The 19,080-nt window shown below is 43.0% G+C and carries 16 protein-coding genes, 1 tRNA gene, 2 rRNA genes and 2 riboswitches; of the genes, 3 read left to right on the top strand and 16 right to left on the bottom strand.

The window, feature by feature from the left end; genetic code table 11:
• Positions 1 to 20 precede the first annotated feature (20 nt).
• From ubiB to rmuC, 4 genes are all read right to left on the bottom strand, one after another.
• A complete protein-coding gene (ubiB, locus tag L4C32_RS08840; RefSeq protein WP_428196540.1) occupies positions 21 to 1,658 on the bottom strand; it encodes a ubiquinone biosynthesis regulatory protein kinase UbiB in 1,638 nt (545 codons plus the stop codon).
• The gene (locus L4C32_RS08835) at positions 1,658 to 2,290 is read right to left on the bottom strand and encodes a ubiquinone biosynthesis accessory factor UbiJ (protein ID WP_428196506.1); all 633 of its coding nucleotides are present in this window, start codon (positions 2,288 to 2,290) and stop codon (positions 1,658 to 1,660) included. Before L4C32_RS08835 ends, ubiB begins: the two co-directional genes overlap by 1 nt.
• A 6-nt stretch (positions 2,291 to 2,296) precedes the next feature.
• The gene (gene ubiE, locus L4C32_RS08830) at positions 2,297 to 3,076 is read right to left on the bottom strand and encodes a bifunctional demethylmenaquinone methyltransferase/2-methoxy-6-polyprenyl-1,4-benzoquinol methylase UbiE (RefSeq protein ID WP_428196505.1); all 780 of its coding nucleotides are present in this window, start codon (positions 3,074 to 3,076) and stop codon (positions 2,297 to 2,299) included.
• 71 nt (positions 3,077 to 3,147) lie between these two features.
• Positions 3,148 to 4,671, bottom strand: coding sequence for a DNA recombination protein RmuC (gene rmuC / locus L4C32_RS08825; protein WP_428196504.1), 1,524 nt, complete (start codon positions 4,669 to 4,671; stop codon positions 3,148 to 3,150).
• Positions 4,672 to 4,793: 122 nt separating this feature from the next.
• Here rmuC and L4C32_RS08820 point away from each other — a divergent pair, with 122 nt between their 5' ends.
• Positions 4,794 to 5,696, top strand: coding sequence for a DMT family transporter (locus tag L4C32_RS08820; RefSeq protein WP_428196503.1), 903 nt, complete (start codon positions 4,794 to 4,796; stop codon positions 5,694 to 5,696).
• A 21-nt stretch (positions 5,697 to 5,717) separates the two neighbouring features.
• Here the strand turns inward: L4C32_RS08820 and tsrA are convergent, their stop codons facing one another.
• Both tsrA and L4C32_RS08810 read right to left on the bottom strand, forming a co-directional pair.
• On the bottom strand, positions 5,718 to 6,002 hold the full coding sequence (gene tsrA / locus L4C32_RS08815) for an H-NS-like global regulator TsrA (RefSeq protein WP_428196502.1): 285 nt from the start codon (positions 6,000 to 6,002) through the stop codon (positions 5,718 to 5,720).
• A 127-nt stretch (positions 6,003 to 6,129) separates the two neighbouring features.
• On the bottom strand, positions 6,130 to 7,329 hold the full coding sequence (locus L4C32_RS08810) for a multidrug effflux MFS transporter (protein WP_428196501.1): 1,200 nt from the start codon (positions 7,327 to 7,329) through the stop codon (positions 6,130 to 6,132).
• Positions 7,330 to 7,440: 111 nt separating this feature from the next.
• Between L4C32_RS08810 and L4C32_RS08805 the strand changes: the two genes are divergently transcribed.
• Positions 7,441 to 8,388: a LysR family transcriptional regulator gene (locus L4C32_RS08805; RefSeq protein ID WP_428196500.1), complete on the top strand. Its 948-nt coding sequence runs from the start codon at positions 7,441 to 7,443 to the stop codon at positions 8,386 to 8,388.
• An 84-nt stretch (positions 8,389 to 8,472) separates the two neighbouring features.
• Entirely contained in the window at positions 8,473 to 10,263 is a 1,791-nt protein-coding gene (locus L4C32_RS08800; protein ID WP_428196499.1) for an aminopeptidase P family protein, read from the top strand.
• Between the two features lie 75 nt (positions 10,264 to 10,338).
• Here the strand turns inward: L4C32_RS08800 and thiH are convergent, their stop codons facing one another.
• The 10 genes from thiH to L4C32_RS08750 form a co-directional block, all read right to left on the bottom strand.
• Positions 10,339 to 11,451 carry a 2-iminoacetate synthase ThiH gene (gene thiH, locus L4C32_RS08795; protein ID WP_428196498.1) on the bottom strand — a complete coding sequence of 371 codons (1,113 nt, stop codon included), beginning with the start codon at positions 11,449 to 11,451 and terminating at the stop codon, positions 10,339 to 10,341.
• 11 nt (positions 11,452 to 11,462) lie between these two features.
• A complete protein-coding gene (locus tag L4C32_RS08790) occupies positions 11,463 to 12,224 on the bottom strand; it encodes a thiazole synthase (RefSeq protein ID WP_428196497.1) in 762 nt (253 codons plus the stop codon).
• 2 nt (positions 12,225 to 12,226) lie between these two features.
• Complete coding sequence (thiS, locus tag L4C32_RS08785) at positions 12,227 to 12,427, bottom strand: sulfur carrier protein ThiS (RefSeq protein WP_428196496.1); 201 nt, start codon at positions 12,425 to 12,427, stop codon at positions 12,227 to 12,229.
• 3 nt (positions 12,428 to 12,430) lie between these two features.
• Entirely contained in the window at positions 12,431 to 13,207 is a 777-nt protein-coding gene (locus L4C32_RS08780; RefSeq protein WP_428196495.1) for a HesA/MoeB/ThiF family protein, read from the bottom strand.
• A complete protein-coding gene (gene thiE, locus L4C32_RS08775; protein WP_428196494.1) occupies positions 13,208 to 14,431 on the bottom strand; it encodes a thiamine phosphate synthase in 1,224 nt (407 codons plus the stop codon).
• Positions 14,431 to 16,374, bottom strand: coding sequence for a phosphomethylpyrimidine synthase ThiC (gene thiC / locus L4C32_RS08770; protein WP_428196493.1), 1,944 nt, complete (start codon positions 16,372 to 16,374; stop codon positions 14,431 to 14,433). Before thiC ends, thiE begins: the two co-directional genes overlap by 1 nt.
• Before the next feature lie 98 nt (positions 16,375 to 16,472).
• Positions 16,473 to 16,574: riboswitch (TPP riboswitch) on the bottom strand.
• Between the two features lie 88 nt (positions 16,575 to 16,662).
• A complete protein-coding gene (locus tag L4C32_RS08765; protein ID WP_428196492.1) occupies positions 16,663 to 18,033 on the bottom strand; it encodes a voltage-gated chloride channel family protein in 1,371 nt (456 codons plus the stop codon).
• A gap of 93 nt (positions 18,034 to 18,126) precedes the next feature.
• A riboswitch (Fluoride riboswitch) is annotated at positions 18,127 to 18,197 on the bottom strand.
• A gap of 202 nt (positions 18,198 to 18,399) precedes the next feature.
• Positions 18,400 to 18,476 (bottom strand) — tRNA-Trp (locus L4C32_RS08760).
• 284 nt (positions 18,477 to 18,760) lie between these two features.
• Positions 18,761 to 18,876: ribosomal RNA gene (gene rrf, locus L4C32_RS08755) — 5S ribosomal RNA — on the bottom strand.
• A 113-nt stretch (positions 18,877 to 18,989) separates the two neighbouring features.
• A 23S ribosomal RNA gene (locus L4C32_RS08750) occupies positions 18,990 to 19,080 on the bottom strand; the annotation flags it as partial.

The following is a 19,080-nucleotide window of genomic DNA, read 5'->3' as shown; positions in this document are numbered from 1 at the left end:
TTCACTGCGCATACTATCGCTTAATTGCGGTAAGCTCGCCAGCTAAATAACCAAAACAAGGTTCCAGTTGCAGCACAAGTCGCTGACAGCACCTCATAATAACCATTAAGGAGTACTGCGGAGCTAACAATTAAGGTCGCTCCTATGCCAAATAGCAGCTGTCCTGTTGATTGTTGACGCTTACTCTCTCTGTAACCTAAGTACAGTTTATCCATTCTTTGGTTCAAGACCTTGCCTTGGCGCAAACTGTCGTAAATTAATTCAGGTATTTCAGGCAATTTTTCAGCCCAAATTGGCGCTCTGTGTTTCATCTCATCAAAAAGCGCTTGAGGACCAATCTGTTTAGCCATCCAATCTTCTAAGAAGGGCATCGCCGTTTCCCACAGATCAAGCTGCGGATAGAGTTGACGCCCTAACCCTTCTACATACAGCAGAGTTTTTTGTAATAAAACCAACTGCGGCTGCACTTCCATATTGAATCGACGCGCGGTATTGAACAGGTTCATCAAAACATGTCCAAATGAAATTTCGCACAGAGGTTTGGCAAAGATGGGCTCACACACTAAACGAATCGCAAACTCAAACTCTTCCACATTGGTATCGTGTGGAACCCAGCCAGAATCAATATGTAATTCAGCCACTTTTCGATAATCTCGCTTAAAGAAAGCTAAAAAATTCCCAGCTAAGTAACGTTTATCTTCTTTATTTAATGTGCCAACAATGCCGCAATCTAGGCCTATCCACTGTGGATTTTCAGGGTTTTTCGGGCAAACGAATACATTCCCTGGGTGCATATCAGCGTGGAAGAAGCTGTCTCTGAACACTTGGGTAAAAAAGACCGACACGCCGCGTTCAGCCAGCAGCTTCATATTGGTACCATTTGCCTCTAACGTCTCAATATCTGAAACCTGTGTACCGTAGATACGTTCAGAGACCATTAATGACTCACTGGATAAGTCAGTAATCACTTCTGGGATATAGAGCTCTTCGCTGCCTTCAAAATTTCGTCTTAACTTAATGGCATTCGCAGCTTCACGCTGTAAATTGAGCTCATCGATGAGGGTTTTCTCATATTCACGAACCACCTCAACGGGCTTTAGACGCTTTGATTCTGGTATCCATTTTTGCACCAAATTGGCCATTCGATACATTAGGCGAATATCTGCTTCAATCACTGGAACAATATCAGGACGAATGACCTTAAGAACAATTTCACGACCGTTCTCTTTTAATTTTGCGGTATGAACCTGTGCAATAGATGCAGAAGCGAGTGGCTCAATATCAAAATCAGTAAACCAGTTTTCAAGAGGTCCACCTAATGCTTGCTCTATCTGATCTTTGGCTAATTGACCATCAAACGCTTCAACTTGGTCTTGTAGCAGAGCCAATTGATCAGCAAGGTGTTGTGGAAAGAGGTCACGTCGAGTTGACATCATCTGACCAAACTTAATCCATACCGGACCTAACGTTTGCAGCGCCAACCTTAATCGCTCCCCTAATGGTTTGTCAGGGTGGCGATTTTTAATCCAAAACAGCGTTTTACGTAATCTTTTCGGTAACTTGGATAGCACATGATGCTCTGGCAACATCTCATCCAAGCCATACTCCAGCTGAATTTTTGTTATTTGGTATAGGCGTCTTAACTCAGAAGGGGTCATCAATGATTTGATCCTTTGGTTTTTGTTGCATCCTGCTTGCTCAGTTGGTGTAAACGCTTTTCTAATTGAGAAAACTGCTGTTCAAGCTCACTCACTTGATCACAAAAATGAGCAATCTCTAATGCTGGCGGTGCGACTCTCCACTCTTCCGTCAATGCTTCTGCAAGCTGATTGCTACTACGTTGAGTTGCATTTTTCAGCCATGTCGTACCTCTTTTCGCCTCTCGGACCACAGTATGAGCCACAATATCACCCGTATATCTTGATAGCTGCTCAGCAATATCAGGCTTCAGCTCCGCCAATAGCATTGAGAATTGTTGTGCTAATTTCAACTCACCTTCGAGGACAATTTTATCCTCTTTGATTAAGCGAGTGATGTTATTTTGATCCCTAAGCTCTGGCAGTGCCGTAATATCTAAGCCTAAATAGCAGTCAGGCTCTCCTTCATAGTGAGCTAATACATCAATCCGGTGACTGAATATAAAGATCAGGTCTTTGTTTAGCTCATTCAAATGAATATGAATCACCTGACCTTTCAAGCGCGCGATTAGCGGCTGAACTTGAGGTTCATCTTTAATGAGCTTATTGATCGCTGTTTCAACGATACCTGTAACAAAAGGGTCTAAAGGCATATATCCTCAGAACTTATAACCACGGTGTAATGCAACGATACCGCCAGTTAAATTGTAGTAATTTGTCTGTTCAAAACCAGCATCATTCATCATCCCTTTCAACGTCTCTTGATCGGGGTGCATTCGAATAGATTCAGCTAAGTAACGGTAACTTTCAGCATCATTAGCGATGATCTGCCCCATTTTCGGCAGTAAATGGAACGAGTAGGTATCGTAAATTTTAGAGAGTGGCTCTAGGATTGGTTTTGAGAACTCTAAAACCAACAGACGTCCACCTGGTTTCAATACTCGAAACATGGAGCGTAGTGCTTTATCTTTGTCGGTCACATTACGTAAACCAAAAGCGATAGTAATGCAGTCGAAATGGTCATCGGGAAATGGCAGGGCCTCGGCATTGGCTTGGACATAGTTTACGTTGCCCACAATACCCATATCACGTAATTTATCACGACCCACATTCAACATGGAGTTGTTGATATCAGCTAAAATAACCTGACCGCTATCCCCGACGATTCTTGAAAACTTTGCGGTTAAATCTCCCGTGCCACCAGCGAGATCCAGTATACGTTGACCCGGACGAACGCCACTGCAATCAATAGTAAAGCGCTTCCAAACACGGTGAATACCACCTGACATAAGATCGTTCATGATGTCGTATTTTGCTGCAACTGAATGGAATACCTCAGCCACTTTAGCCACTTTTTCCTCTTTAGCTACGGTAGTAAAACCGAAGTGAGTCGTCTCTTGATCTGTGTCTGGGGTCTTTTTTTGTATTGCGTCCGTCATTTTCTTTCCTCAAAAAGCTTTCATTAAAATGGCCGTCGAGATAAATGACGCTATCTTAATATGAAGATGTGCTAGTTTACTTTATCAGCTTCGTTTGTACCAAAGTTTTGCAACTTATCATGTTCAAAAGCGCGCTCTACCACCTTACGGTCAATATCTCGCTTTACTTCCACACCAAGAGCTTTAAACCCTTCCGTTTGACGAATGATATTCCCTCGCCCTGTCACTAACTTATTCATTGCCCCTTGATAACTGTTGGTGGCTTTGTCCAAAGCACCACCCATTGCTTCCATGTCATCAACAAACAGACGGATTTTGTCGTACAGCTTACTTGCTCGTTCAGCGATGACTTGTGCGTTTTTGTTCTGTCTATCATTACGCCATAAATTATTGATCGTACGAAGTGCTACCAGTAGTGTGGTTGGGCTGACGATAATAATATTTTGTTCCATCGCATCATTCACCAGGCTTGGGTCTGACTCTATCGCAAGCTGAAAAGCGGACTCAATCGGAATAAACATCAACACATAATCAAGGCTTCGTAGGCCATTTAGCTTATGGTAGTCCTTTTGCCCTAACCCCCTTAAATGCCCTCTCATTGCTGCGAGGTGATCGTGCAGTGCTTGCCTTTTATCTTCACTGGTTTCTGCATGGAAATATCGCTCATAAGCGATCAGTGTCATTTTAGAATCGACCACAACATCTTGCTCTTGAGGTAAGTGAACAATCACATCGGGCTGATAGCGTTTGCCATTTTCACTCTCTAAGCTGACTTGTGTTTGATACTCATGGCCCTCTCTGAGTCCTGACTCTTTCAGCACCCTTGCGAGTACAACCTCTCCCCAATTCCCCTGCTGTTTATTGTCACCTTTAAGGGCGTTGGTTAAGTTCACCGCCTCTTTATTCATTTGGATATTGAGCTGTTGTAATGAACGTATTTCATGAACAAGCGTATGGCGCTCTTTGGCTTCAAAACCAAAACTATCAGTAACCTGTTTCTTAAAGCCATCTAACTGCTGCTTAAGCGGTGACAGCAACGCATCTAAACTGACTCGATTTTGCTCATCTACTGTTTTTGATTTCTGCTCAAACAGTTTATTGGCGAGTACCTCAAACTGATCTTTTAATCGCTGCTCAGCATTTTCTAATAACTGAATTTTTTCTTTTGACGAAATTAGCTCTGCCTGATGACGTGCATCTTGCTCTCTAAGATCTGCTTCTAACTCTGAGGTCGCCCGTTGAGACTCTTCCACTCGTTCGGTCAAATAATCTCGCTCTTTGAGCAATTGTTGGTATTGACTGTTTTTTTCTTGTGCTGCCATTAAGTGGCCGTGAATTTGTCGTAGCTCTTCGGTTCTTCGGTCTCTCTCTTGTTCTAGTGCTTCAACATCACTGTCACGCTGATCCAATAAATGGTTGCTCTGCTCAAGTTGAGTTTTGAGTATTGCTGACGCCTCAATACCACATTGCAACATCTCATTTACACGCTGTTCATATCGACGTTTCAGCCAAAATGAGTGTGCTAGAGAAAGTACGATCATAATCGCTATACTGATAAATATTTCGCTACTAAGTTCAGTTATCCATGCTAACATTTTGCCTCCGGATTTTATCTTGTTAGCTTACTACGTTACTGGTTGGATAACCAGTAACGCTACATGGTAACACGTGAAATCTATGATACTTTTCGCCACAACACCTAAAGATTGAGCCACTTATGAACGAACGTCGTGCCATCGGTTTTGCGTTATCCGCTGTATTACTTTGGTCTACTGTCGCTACTGCTTTTAAAATCACTCTGCAGTATTTTACCCCTATTCAAATGTTATTGGTTGCCAGTATGGTCTCATCAATCACATTAATCATAATTGCTGGCTACCAAAAGAAACTTAAGCATCTTAAATCTACCTTTTTTGCGAAACCCAAGTTTTTCCTTCTATTAGGACTGATCAATCCTCTTGGTTATTATTTGATTCTGTTTAAATCGTATGATCTACTTCCGGCCTCTCAAGCTCAACCTCTCAACTACAGCTGGGCCATAACCTTAACATTGATGGCTGCCGTTTTTTTAGGGCACAAGATTAGAAAGCAAGATTGGGTGGCTTGTACATTAGGCTATTTTGGAGTCATTGTAATTGCGACAAAGGGAAACCTGTTAGCTCTGCAGTTTGAAAGCCCACTCGGTGTTGGCCTGGCATTACTTTCAACCCTTCTATGGGCGTCATACTGGATCTTAAATGCTAAAAACAAATCGGACCCAATCCTAGGTCTTCTACTTGGCTTTTTGGTCGCTTTACCACTGACGGTGATGCTCAATATTTATGAGAGCCAACCATGGGATGGTATTACATGGGAAGGGTGGTTAGCGGTGAGTTATGTCGGCTTCTTTGAAATGGGTGTCACGTTTGTCTTATGGCTATCGGCACTAAAATTGACCAGTAATACTGCAAGGATCAGTAACCTAATTTTTGTCTCTCCATTTATATCACTGATGCTGCTTTCACAAATTATTGGCGAAGAGATTCATCCCTCAACATTAACGGGTTTAGCATTGATTGTGTGCGGATTGATCATTCAACAGGTTAAATTTAAAAAGGCAGTTGCACAGCCAGAGGCATAAATAAAAGGGACGATAACGTCCCTATTTTTTCGCTAAATATGCACGTAACTCTTCAGCGGTAAATCCTTCATTGGCAATCTCAGCAGCAAGTTCATTGACTCGTTCATCTTTTCTTTCTTCAATCACTTGTTGAAATTGAAACACAAAGTCTTTCAAGTTTTTTAACGGTACTTGTCTTGCTGCGCTGCGAATACGCTCTTCACTAAGGTTACCTAATTCAGTTAAAACTTTACCAAACATCATTTTCTCTGGAGACTCTTCCAGCTGCTCTAAAACACGAGCCATCTCTATAACAGACATCGACATAGTTTTTGCGCTCTACATTACTTAAAGGGGATTTGTTGAGCTCACAATATACTACTGAACTTCCGAAACAGATACCTAAATGATGGTTTTTTCGTCATTAATCAAGGAGTCTACTCCATCCGATTTCCTAGCATTCACCCACTGAATGCCAACGCTTACCAGCTTGCGAACCCAGCAATAGAATAGCCGGCAGTAATAGCCACATTTGTAGCGTTAAGTAGTGACTTGGCTCTAGGTGCATCCTCTGCATAGTAGATACCACTAAACCTGCTCCACTCATTTGAAATAAACCTAATAATGCAGCCGCTGTGCCCGCTCGATCTGAAAATGGTGCTAACGCTTTACCTGCTGCTGAGCCCAACACACAAGCAAACCCAATTGAAGAGACAAAAATCGGTACCATAAATGCCCAAGCTTCATTAATGTGACTAAAGGCAAGCATCAATCCTCCAGCAAATACCGTCGCATATAAGCCCAAATAGAGTGCTTTACGGCTTCCATATTTTTCCATCAGTTTCGGAGCGAGCATACAGGCTGCAATATTGAACACAGCATTAACACTAAACCAACTGGTAAACGCCTCCATGCTAAGTCCAAGCTTCCCCATTAATAAAACAGGGGCTGTAGTGACATACGCTAAAATAACCGACATTGCTAACATACATAAAGAAGCATGAAAGAGAAATTGAGGATTCTTTATGATAGAAAAATAGCGACTCGGACTGATTAAGTGACCTGATGTATCGGTATTACTTGGGCGGGTCTCTTTAAAGCCTAAATAGATAAGCACCAGGCCTACCAACGCAAAAGCAGCCATAAAGCTGAAGTTTGCTCTCCATCCCATATGGTGTGTCAACCAACTGCCTAATATTGGTGCCAGTGCCGGAATAAAACAGATCGCCCCATTAAGGTAGCTGATCATCTGCCCACTTCTTTCAGCACTATAGCTATCTCTAACCGCTGAAAATGCTGCTACTGCAGTGGCACACGCGCCAAAACCTTGTAATAGGCGTGCCAACAACAGCATATCAATGCTCATTGCTTGCCACGCTAATGCAGAGCTGGTTCCGTATATCACAATGCCTGCGAGTGCGATAACACGGCGTCCATATCGATCGGCTAATGGGCCGGCAAGTAACTGACCCAAGCCCATGCTAAACATGAACCAAGTAATCGTATCTTGTGTTAATGTCGAGCTCACTTGGAATTCTGACGCAATAAGTGGTAGTGCAGGTAAATAGATATCGATAGCCAGAGGGCTAAATAGCACTAAAAGTACCATAAGTGAGATAAGTTTTTTATCGGTGGCTGATTGAGTTTGCTGCACGTTTGCTGTCTACCTTGAGGCTAGTATTGGAATTGGCTCTAGTGTATTCAGTTAGTGATATTAACTGAAATGGTTTATATTCAGGGTAGAATTTCGTAGAGGGAATATCTTATGTTTTTTGAGAAACTGGCACGTGTTGATCTCAACCTTCTTGTCTGTTTACAAGTACTTCTGGAAGAGTGCAATGTCACTTATGCGGCCAAGCGACTTAACCTTAGTCAATCATCAGTCAGTAAGAATTTGGCCAAACTGCGTCAACAGTTTAATGATCCACTGTTTACTCGTACTGCTTATGGCCTCAACCCAACCGCTCGCGCCAAAGAGCTCCAATTACGCTTGCAGCCTCTCCTTCATGAGTTGGAATCTTTTACACGCCCAGTGACCTTTGATCCAAGTCTGAGTACTCGGCGTTTTAAAATGTCACTGGTTGAGAGTACCTATACCTTAATTTTACCGGCCTTTCTTTCTGATATCCTAACCCAATCTCCTCACTCCATGCTCGATACCCACGCTTGGGACAACAGTACCTTCTCTAAGCTGCAATCAGGTGAATTTGATTTGGGCATTACAGGTAAAGATATTCATCCCAACGACGCACAGTTGACGATGCAACAACCTAAAGACATTTTCAGTCAAGAGATCTACCGCGACCACCAAGTCTGCTTGGTGCGTAAAGACCACCCTATACTTAATCAACCATGGAACCTTAATGCCTACCTTTCCCTTCGGCATATTCAGGTCCGCTGTGTGGGCAATGATCGTTGGTTACTTGATTATAAACTTGCAGATATGAACCTAGAGCGCGATATTGCGGTGATTGTTCCTGATTTTAATAGTGCTGCAAGTTTAGCCAATCACAGTGATCTAATATTTACTGCGCCAAGTCACTTTATGAAAGTTATGGCTAAACAGTTGGACATGGTTGTTTTAGAATTACCTACGGATCTACCATCTATGGCGTACACTCTTTTTTGGCACGAGCACAATCAAGAGGACCCTGCTAATTTATGGCTAAGAAACATCATAATCACCCGTTGCAATAAATTGTTTTTTAATTAAATTCGATCCCGTAGTTTGACCCGTTAGTTTACTGTCAAATAGATCTATTTTATGTCTTCCTCCAGATAAAAAGGATATATATCGATGTCAAAAGTTATCTCCCAACGTGTAGAGCAGTTGCGTCAATGGCTTGCTAATAATCAATTAGATGCGTTGCTTATTCCCCATGAAGATGAGTATTTAGGTGAGTACCTTCCTGAGCATAACGAGCGTCTCCATTGGGCAACTGGCTTTACAGGCTCTGCAGGGGTTGCTGTTATTACAGCGGACAAAGCCGCCATGTTTGTTGATGGTCGTTATACCGTTCAGGTCACCAAGCAAGTTCCTGCGGAGCAGTTTGAATACCGCCACTTACATAACGAACCTGCGGTTAATTGGCTTTTAGAGTCGTTGGCTCCTGGTAGCAAAGTAGCGATTGATCCACGCCTCCATAGCAACTCTTGGTTCAATACAGCCTCTGAAACTGTCTCTGGCTCTCTTGAGCTTGTCTCAATTGCTGAGAACCCTATTGATACTTTATGGTCTGATCGTCCCGCGCCTAAGCTCAATGCAGCGCGCCTCATGGGGATTGATTTCGTTGGTCAATCAAGCAGTGATAAACGCACCATTATCGCTAAGCAGTTAACTGACCAATCAGCAAAAGCCGCCTTACTCACTCAACTTGATTCTGTATGCTGGTTATTGAATGTTCGTGGAAGTGATATTCCTCGACTTCCTGTCATGCTCTCTCATGCCATCATCTACTCTGATGCAAGTGTTGACTTCTTCGTGGATGCAGATCGCCTTCCAGCAGAGTTCGAAAGTCATGTAGGCAGTAACGTTCGCATTCAATCTCCTAGTGCGCTAGAACGTTGTTTGCAAGCACTCAATGGTCAGTCTGTTTTGGTTGACTCATCAACCAGCAACGCTTGGGCTAGCCAAGTATTGACCGCTGCCAATGCGCATATTATTGAAGCTTCGGACCCTTGTGACATCATAAAAGCTCAGAAGAATGATACTGAGATTGCTGGTATGAAGGCGTGTCATATTCGCGATGGCGTAGCGATGACCAAGTTCTTATCTTGGTTAGATGCTGAAATCGCTGCTGGTCGTCTACACGATGAAGCCGTTTTATCTGATAAGTTGCTCTCTTTCCGTCAACTTGACGATACCCTTGCTGATCTCAGCTTTGACACCATCTCTGCAGCTGCTGCCAATGCGGCAATGTGTCACTATAATCACATCAATCAGCAAGTTCCTGGAAAGCTTGAAATGAACAATCTTTACTTGGTTGATTCTGGAGGCCAATACCCTGACGGCACAACTGATATTACTCGTACTATTGCCGTAGGCACTCCAACGGATGAGCTAAAAGAGCAGTTTACACTGGTACTAAAAGGTCATATCGCTTTAGCCCTTGCTAGGTTCCCGAAAGGTACCTGTGGTCATCAGTTAGATATGCTGGCTCGACAGTTCCTATGGGCTAAAGGGTTTGACTTCGACCATAGTACCGGCCATGGCGTAGGTCACTTCCTAAATGTTCATGAAGGTCCGCAAAGTATTGGCAAGAAGGTTAATACCGTTGCACTCCTTCCTGGTATGGTCCTGTCTAATGAGCCTGGCTACTACCGTGCTGATGCTTTTGGAATCCGAATTGAGAACCTCGAACTGGTGGTGGAAGTAGAAACTGGTGGTGATTTTAGTGTATTAGGGTTTGAGTCATTAACTCGTACATCGATTGATAAGCGTCTGGTCAATACCAACATGTTAACTCGACCTGAACTGGCTTGGCTTAATAGCTACCACCAAAAAGTATGGGACGATATAAGTCCTCTAGTTTCTGGAGATGAGCTTGAGTGGCTACGCAGTACTACCTCTGAACTTAGCTATGACTAGGTTTATTCCTTGATATAAAAAACACGGCAATTTGCCGTGTTTTTTTATTTTGTACACAGTGTTTCACGTGAAACATTATCCAGAATAGGCTTGATGCCAATCCTTCCAAACGACTTCAAAGCCCCTACTCCTTACAGCATCCGCAACCGCTTCGGCGCTGCGCTCATCACTAATAGAGAACTGCTCCAATTCCGTTTCATTATTTGCATAACCACCCGGTTGAGTTTTTGAGGCTGCGGACATACTTGTAACACCTAGGGGTAACACATTGTCTCTAAATATTGCCGATTCACGAGTTGATAGCGAGAGCTCAACCTCTGGGTTAAACAGTCGATAAGCACATATCAGTTGAACCAACTGTTTGTCACTCATCATTGATTTAGGTTGTAACTCCCCTTCGCATGGACGTAGGCGTGGAAAAGAGATGGAGTAACGAGTCTTCCAGTAGTTCTGTTCTAAATATTGTAGGTGTTTGGCCACATAGAAGCAGTCAGTACGCCACTCTTCTAACCCAATTAACGCCCCTATGCCAATTTTGTCGATTCCCGCTTTAGCCAACCGATCGGGTGTCTCTAATCGATATTCAAAATCTGTTTTTTTGCCACGTAGGTGATGCTCAGAGTATGTGGATGGGTGATAAGTCTCTTGGTAAACCATCACCGCATCTAATCCTAACTCTTTTAACTCCGCATACTCATCTTGGTCAAGAGGTTGAACTTCCATAGATAGGTAACTAAATTTAGATTTAATTTGTGGCAGAACTTTTCGAAAGTAATTCATCCCCACTTTTGTTTCATGTTCTCCAGTTACCAATAACAGATTATCGAACTTCATCTTTTTAATTGCTTGAAGCTCTAATGATATCTCTTCACTATTGAGCGTTTTACGCTTAATTCGATTCTCCATAGAGAAACCGCAATACGTGCAAGCATTAGCGCAGAGATTAGAGAGATAGAGTGGCACATAGAAAGCAATAGTATTACCAAACCGCTTTCTAGTTAGTTCTACTGATCGTTGTGCCATTTTCTCAAGATAGGGTTCAGCTGCAGGAGATATAAGGGATTTAAAATCCTCAAGATTTAGCCTATGTTTCGATAGTGCACTCTCAACGTCCTTTGCCGTTTTGCTGTAAATCGATAATCGGATATCATCCCAGTTCATCTGCTGCCAGACATCAGTAAAGCTCATATATTGCTCCGCTAATCAAGAAAGGCGGTTAATGGACTTGAGGCCACCGCTTGAGTACTGACTGTTGCTAAACCGGATTCGTAAGCAATTCGACCAGATTCTACGGCCATTTTAAAGGCTTTACCCATAGCAATCGGGTCGATTGCCGTTGCTATTGCCGTATTAACTAACACAGCATCCGCACCTAGCTCCATTGCATACGCCGCATGCGACGGTGAGCCAATTCCGGCGTCCACAACGACCGGAACACGAGCTTGGTCGATAATTATCTGCAAGAAATCATGTGAAACGACTCCTTTATTAGAACCAATAGGAGCACCAAGTGGCATGACTGCAGCGCAACCCACCTCTTCAAGTCTTTTACATAACACTGGGTCTGCATGACAATATGGCAGCACGACAAACCCTTTCTTAACCAGTGCTTCGGCAGCAATTAGTGTCTCAATAGGGTCTGGCATTAAATACTTAGGGTCAGGGTGAATCTCAAGTTTTAACCAGTTGGTGCCCAGAGCTTCTCGAGCTAATTGCGCGGCAAAAATGGCCTCTTTAGCGGATGACGCTCCAGAAGTGTTGGGTAGCAAATTAACACCGGAATGGATCAGTGGTGCCATAATGTCATCGTCACTATTGTCCATATCAATACGTTTAAGCGCCATGGTCACCAATTCTGACTCTGTTGCTAATATTGAGTCAGACATAATTTGTCCGTTCGCGTATTTACCAGTGCCAGTAAAAAGACGAGAACCGAAAGATTTATTTGCGATTGTTAACATGATTAACCCCCTGCGATAGCTTGAAACATATCGATCTTGTCACCCGTATTTAATACTGTTTTTTGCCAATCACTTTTCGGAATGACGGTAGCATTAACGGCAACGGCTGTCGTCTGTAATGGAATTGCTAATGTTTCCAGAACCTCTAATAGACTATTCGACTCGCTGATTGTGATACGTTTACTATTCAACAATACTTCCATTGGTTACTCCTTATCACAGTGTTCATCGGTACAAGTAGGACATTCACTGTCCTGCTGTATTTGTAATGTAATCCACTGGTTGCTAATCCCATCAAATTGATAAAAATTGCCAAGATGTAATGGTGTGATATTTGAGATGACTTTGATGGCCTCTAGTGCCTGCATATTTCCGATGATTCCAACTACAGGCCCAATTATCCCGTACGTAGAGCAGTTAATAGATTCACTTGCTTCACTGCTTTTCGGGAACAAACAGCCATAACACCCTTTCATCTGTTTTGTGAAATCAAAGGTCATTAACTGGCCTTTCCACCCAATTGCGGCACCCGAAATAAGGACTTTTTTATTAGAAATGCACGCTTCATTGATGGCATAACGACTCTTTAAGTTGTCTGTGCAATCCAAAACAACATCTGCAAGCGACACTTCTAATGATAATTGGTCACCAGAGAGTTGCTTATTCACCGTCCGAATGCGGATATTTCCATTTATCTGTTCAAGCTGTTTCTTCGCTGCAAGTACCTTTTCACTATTCACGTCACCATATCGATAAATCGTTTGTCGCTGAAGATTAGAGACATCGACTTCGTCATGATCAGCAATCACTATTGTTCCGACGCCAGATGCAGCCAAATAACTAGAAGCTGCTGAGCCTAACCCCCCCATCCCAATAATCAAAACTGATGATGATTTCAATTTCAATTGGCCACACTCTTCAACTTCTGGCAGCATAATTTGGCGGCTATATTGAACAAATTCGCAATCTGTTAATGTCTCCAATTATGCCCCCTCACTCATTGAGTGGTGTTCTGTTTTATGCATGATCGAAGAAAACTGATCTATCACCTTCTTCGGATCATTAGCTTCAGTCACAGCACGAACGACGGCTAAACTCGAAACACCAGTTTGCCACACAGCTGGTGCCCGATTGAGATCTATTCCACCAATAGCCACCGTTGGTACTTGTTTTATCAACTGACGATAAAGTGCCAAACGACTGAGCCCTTGAGGTTTTGAAGGCATCTGTTTAGTCGTAGTCGGGAAAATATGGCCTAAAGCAATGTAACTAGGATTAAGTTGAGAAATACGTAGAATCTCATAATAACCATGAGTAGATAGGCCAATCCTTAATCCAGAATTAGCTATTGCAACCATGTCTGCCACTTCTATATCTTCCTGCCCTAAATGAACACCATAGGCGTCATGTTTAATCGCAAGTTGCCAATAGTCATTAATGAATACCTGGGCGCCAAACTGACGACCAAATTCAATACTACGTTTGATTTGATCTTCAAGTGTCGGCTCATTAGGGTTTTTAATTCTCAGTTGCAACGTTGTTACTCCTAATGAGAGTAACTTTTCAATCCATTCAACAGAATCAACAACGGGATAGAGTCCAAGTTTTTCACTATCAATAGCAACGAAATGTTCAGGGAAGATAACTTCAGAGTGCCATCCAATTTTTTTGGCAAGTTCAGTACCAGGTAATATCGGAGTTGGAAACATATGACGTTCGGTTGGCCATGTTTCACGTGAAACATTAGCCCGTGCTAGCGTGAGTGCATCCTCTAGTGGGAAATCAAAAACCAAGGCGGTTAATAGTAGAGAGTGGTGACGCTCTCTGTTTGTACTATCCGGATAAAACAGCGCTCGATGAAATTGGTCAAATTGCCAAACATCTAAGAATCCGTCGGGGATCTGGACATTTACAAGTACTAGGTTTGGATATAGAAGGACCAAACGTTGTGCATCGGCGACAGTCATGTCAGAAGGTGCTTCAGCAATCTTAATTGTAGATGAGAGTAAGTCCGCATCACTAATAAGCGCAAATGGAGTAAAAGTTATCACACTTTTACATCCATTCACTAACAGGCCAGTTGGCCCTGTAGAGTCAATAACTAACTCTACAGCTTGATCCAACTGCTTCTGTTTTGCTGCTTCAATAAAGCGCTCTATCTGACTTAACAGTGAGTGGTTCTCACTGGATAAGTAGAGAGCGTTCATCACTGATCCTCGATTTCCGCTGCCGTTGCCAGTTTGTATAGTTCAGAGCCTTTAGCTTTAAACTCTTCTGACTTTTGGCGCATTCCTTCTAACGGGTCATCAAGAAGACGTACTTCAATTAAACCATCTGCGGCAACTTGTTCCGTATCTTTGGCATACTCCCTAACCTCTTGCGATATTTTCATAGAGCAGAACTTAGGACCACACATAGAACAGAAATGAGCCACTTTACCAGACTCTTGAGGCAAGGTTTCATCGTGAAAAGCACGAGCAGTTTCCGGGTCTAAACCTAGGTTAAACTGATCTTCCCATCGGAACTCAAAACGTGCTTTAGAGAGTGCATTATCACGTATTTGCGCGCCGGGATGTCCTTTGGCTAAATCTGCCGCATGAGCACACAATTTATAAGTGATTAGACCGGTTTTAACGTCGTCTTTATTTGGTAAACCCAGATGCTCTTTTGGCGTTACATAACAGAGCATGGCACAGCCGTACCAACCAATCATGGCGGCACCAATACCAGAGGTAATGTGATCATAACCTGGAGCGATATCGGTAGTTAATGGACCAAGAGTGTAAAAAGGTGCTTCATGACAGTGCTCTAACTGCTCATCCATGTTCTCTTTGATCATGTGCATTGGTACGTGACCTGGACCTTCGATGATCACCTGTACATCATATTCCCAAGCAATTTTTGTCAACTCTCCTAAGGTTCTCAACTCGGCAAACTGCGCTTCATCATTCGCATCAGCAATTGAACCGGGACGCAGACCATCTCCAAGCGATAAAGCGACATCGTATTTAGCACAAATCTCACAGATTTCACGGAAATTGGAATATAGGAAACTCTCTTGATGGTGCGCTAAACACCATTTTGCGATGATTGAACCGCCACGAGATACAATGCCTGTAACACGTTTCGCAGTCATAGGTACGTAGCGAAGCAACAAACCAGCATGGATAGTGAAATAGTCCACCCCCTGCTCAGCTTGCTCGATTAACGTATCGCGCATCACTTCCCAATTAAGGTTCTCAGCAATACCATTCACTTTTTCTAGTGCTTGATACATAGGTACCGTTCCAATAGGTACCGGGCTGTTACGCATGATCCACTCGCGGGTTTCATGAATATTACGGCCTGTAGAGAGATCCATAACGGTATCGCCACCCCAACGAGTAGACCAGACCAGCTTCTCAACTTCTTCTTCAATAGAAGAGCTGACTGATGAGTTACCAATGTTGGAATTAACTTTAACCAAGAAATTACGACCAATAATCATTGGTTCAGATTCTGGATGATTAATATTTGATGGGATAATTGCTCGGCCTTCGGCGACTTCACGGCGAACAAATTCAGGGGTGATCTCTTTGGGTAAATTAGCCCCAAAATTATGACCTGGATGTTGGAAATTTAGCTGCTCATCGGCGTATTGATGACGTCCCATATTTTCTCGAATAGCAATGTACTCCATCTCCGGAGTAACGATACCCTTTCTTGCATAATGGAGTTGGGTAACACATTGGCCCTCTTTTGCACGACGAATTTCTGGAAGGTTTCCATAACGGAGATCGTCAAGAGTCTCATCTTCCAAACGTTCTTTGGTATAGACAGAGCTTACATTGGCCAATACCTCAGTATCACCGCGCTCTACAACCCAATTGGCACGCATTTTAGGCAAGCCCATATGAAGATCAACAGTATGCTCAGGATCTGTATAAACACCTGAAGTATCATAGACTTGAATGGGTTCATTAGGCTGCATGATAGGATTTTCTTTGCTGCCGCCAATTAAGCTGTCAGCCAAAGAAATTTCACGCATAGGCACACGAATATCAGGACGACTGCCTTCGATATACGCTTTATTTGAGTTTGGGTAAGGTTGTACTGATAGTGAATCTATAAATTGCTTAGCTTCCAGTCTCGCTTGTTTGCGATTCGACATAGCATTTTTCCTTTAATAAGAATAGTTGGAAAATGCTTGACGGATAGATGCTACAAGAGGTGTAAATGATTAATTTACATACAGATATTAGAATAACTCTGTGGTTTTCTCTTGTTTCCTTCGCAGGTATTATCCTGAATCAGGTTCAACGGATCCCGTAAAAATACGGTCTCAGCCTTAAGGCACTCCGACAAGTTTCGAAAGCAGTATAAAGAACAGAAGATGTAACAGCAAGGTTAAATAATAGTCAGGAAGTAAAAAGGGAGATCATCCTCCCTTATTGCTCAGTTACTTATTAAGCTTCTTGGCCCACCGCTTTAAATAAGAGGAATCCACTTCTCGCAGTAAACCTATCTTATCAGGAACGTATTCTGGCCCATTAGGAGTAAACGTTTTTGCTACAGAAACACGTTGCGATGAGTAAATCCCTGTATGACCACTGAAATAGTAAGCGGTAAAGCAGGCGATTGCGAAGTAGAGAATGTGATCAGCACCAAATAGCTCAACACCCATAATAGTACAAGCGAAAGGAGTATTGGTTGCTGCAGCGAACACAGCAAGGAAACCCAACGCGGCAAATAGATCAACCGGAGCCCCTAGAAGCCAAGCTAATGAGTTTCCTAATGTAGCCCCGACAAAAAACAGTGGTGTAACTTCTCCACCTTTATAGCCAGCAGCTAATGTAATAGCAGTAAGTACTAACTTAAGTAACCAACTGTACCATTCAGCACCACCAACATTGAAAGCACTAAGAATACTGACCCCACCCTCTCGACCTGCGTAAACCCCTAAGCCAATATAATCTTGGTTGCCAATAAGCTGTACAGCCGCAATGATAATAACACCGCCAACGACCACTATCAGGTAGGGGTTTTTAAGCGTAGCAGTAAAAATATCCTTGAAGCCATGGGTGAGTTCACCAAAAAGATAACCGGCTAAACCAAAGGCAATGGATGCTAATAATATCTTCCCCAACAGCACCAAATCGACTTTAACCATGGAATCGAACATCTCAACGGATTGGGCAAAGTTGATGCCATAATGCGTATGGTGTGCACCCCAGGCACTACAAACGACATCAGCAAGGACAGCGGCAAAAAGGGCAGGGAGTACTGCATTAAATTTAATCCGACCAATAAATAGAACCTCTAAAGCAAAGATCGCTCCGGTGAGTGGAGTACCAAATACTGCACCAAAACCAGACGCAATACCCGCAGTGAGCATGATTTTTCTGTCAGAGTCCGATAACTTAAATAGAGTCGATAACCATTCTGTCGTAGCACCACCAATCTGTACTGCCGTCCCCTCACGTCCCGCAGAACCGCCAAACAGATGAGTCATAACCGTGGTAACCATGACAAGCGGCCCCATTCGAACCGGTATTCCCTGCCCCGCTTCGTTAATTTCATCCATGATAAGATTATTACCACCTCCCGAATTTTTACCGAGGTTTTGATAGCAATAAACAATGACTAAACCAGCAACGGGAAGAAGATAGATCAGCCAAGGGTGGTTTACTCTAGTCTCAAACGCTGTGCTCATTGCCCACAAAAAGAAGGCATTAAAAGAACCAACAAGCAACGCAACGGGAATGACTAACACAATCCAACGTAGGATTTGACGAACATTTTTGAAGTTGTACTTAAGAGGATGCGACATAATTATCTATCATATTAAATGGTTACAAAAAGAATAGACAAATATGGGAAGGAAATCTATTGAAATCCCCACTACCGTAGATGGATCTATCCTACAACGATAGGGGTCATTATCTCGTTAGAACAACGAGCGGTTAAAGGTGGAACTCCATCACCCGTAATGAACACGATGATTCATTAACAGACCAATCGTATACCTAAACAAAACGCTGAGCAACTGCAAATACCATCTAGACCTGAGTCGAGGGGGCAGAGAGATTCGAACTCCGACACGCGCTGGTTTTGGTATTAGGGGAATCCGCTGCTCTGCCTTTCAAATTCAAGATGGCAAAAAGGCTTGTATCGAAAGATACAAGCCTGCTTAAGATGGCAGGGGTGGAGAGATTCGAACTCCCAACACGCGGATTTGGAATCCGCTGCTCTGCCAATTGGAGCTACACCCCTGCTGATTTGTAATATTTTTGATGGATTGAAATTCGAACTCCCAACACGCGCCATCTCGCAAATATCCAGAGAATCCGCTGCTCTGCCAATTGGAGCTACACCCTATAGATATTCATCATATTATAGAAATACAGGTAAAGATCTAGTGTAGGACTCTATTATGGGATCTGCACGCCCTTTATTAACCTATTCAGCAGCCTATAGGTTAGTAATTACTTACTATTAATAGAATTTAGGCAATAAAAAAGCCCGAACCTAAGTTCGGGCTTTATTACAAATTTAGAGCCTGGCGATGTCCTACTCTCACATGGGGAAACCCCACACTACCATCGGCGCTACTGCGTTTCACTTCTGAGTTCGGCAAGGAATCAGGTGGGTCCACAGCGCTAAGGTCGCCAAGCAAATTCTTACAATTCGGAAAGTTTCTTAGTAATCGACTAAATCTTAAAGTTTCTCAAAACACACTTAAGCGCTCATCTTATTTGAATCCGAACAAAACCACTTGGGTGTTGTATGGTTAAGCCTCACGGGCAATTAGTACCAGTTAGCTCAATGCCTCGCAGCACTTACACACCTGGCCTATCAACGTTGTAGTCTCCAACAA

This window comes from Aliivibrio kagoshimensis, assembly GCF_050337105.1.
GTDB lineage: Bacteria > Pseudomonadota > Gammaproteobacteria > Enterobacterales > Vibrionaceae > Aliivibrio_A > Aliivibrio_A kagoshimensis.
The sequence above is the reverse complement of the archived record's forward strand: the minus strand, read 5'-3'. Positions and strand labels throughout refer to the sequence as shown.

What these genes read in the sequence shown, in the direction of transcription:
- L4C32_RS08835 (WP_428196506.1), bottom strand. Translation starts at nt 2,290, where the DNA reads ATGCCTTTAGACCCTTTTGTTACAGGTATCGTTGAAACAGCGATCAAT.
- thiS (WP_428196496.1), bottom strand. Translation starts at nt 12,427, where the DNA reads ATGGAAGTATTGTTGAATAGTAAACGTATCACAATCAGCGAGTCGAAT.
- thiE (WP_428196494.1), bottom strand. Translation starts at nt 14,431, where the DNA reads ATGAACGCTCTCTACTTATCCAGTGAGAACCACTCACTGTTAAGTCAG.
- L4C32_RS08805 (WP_428196500.1), top strand. Translation starts at nt 7,441, where the DNA reads ATGTTTTTTGAGAAACTGGCACGTGTTGATCTCAACCTTCTTGTCTGT.
- L4C32_RS08800 (WP_428196499.1), top strand. Translation starts at nt 8,473, where the DNA reads ATGTCAAAAGTTATCTCCCAACGTGTAGAGCAGTTGCGTCAATGGCTT.
- L4C32_RS08790 (WP_428196497.1), bottom strand. Translation starts at nt 12,224, where the DNA reads ATGTTAACAATCGCAAATAAATCTTTCGGTTCTCGTCTTTTTACTGGC.
- tsrA (WP_428196502.1), bottom strand. Translation starts at nt 6,002, where the DNA reads ATGTCGATGTCTGTTATAGAGATGGCTCGTGTTTTAGAGCAGCTGGAA.
- ubiB (WP_428196540.1), bottom strand. Translation starts at nt 1,658, where the DNA reads ATGACCCCTTCTGAGTTAAGACGCCTATACCAAATAACAAAAATTCAG.
- thiH (WP_428196498.1), bottom strand. Translation starts at nt 11,451, where the DNA reads ATGAGCTTTACTGATGTCTGGCAGCAGATGAACTGGGATGATATCCGA.
- thiC (WP_428196493.1), bottom strand. Translation starts at nt 16,374, where the DNA reads ATGTCGAATCGCAAACAAGCGAGACTGGAAGCTAAGCAATTTATAGAT.
- L4C32_RS08765 (WP_428196492.1), bottom strand. Translation starts at nt 18,033, where the DNA reads ATGTCGCATCCTCTTAAGTACAACTTCAAAAATGTTCGTCAAATCCTA.
- L4C32_RS08820 (WP_428196503.1), top strand. Translation starts at nt 4,794, where the DNA reads ATGAACGAACGTCGTGCCATCGGTTTTGCGTTATCCGCTGTATTACTT.
- ubiE (WP_428196505.1), bottom strand. Translation starts at nt 3,076, where the DNA reads ATGACGGACGCAATACAAAAAAAGACCCCAGACACAGATCAAGAGACG.
- rmuC (WP_428196504.1), bottom strand. Translation starts at nt 4,671, where the DNA reads ATGTTAGCATGGATAACTGAACTTAGTAGCGAAATATTTATCAGTATA.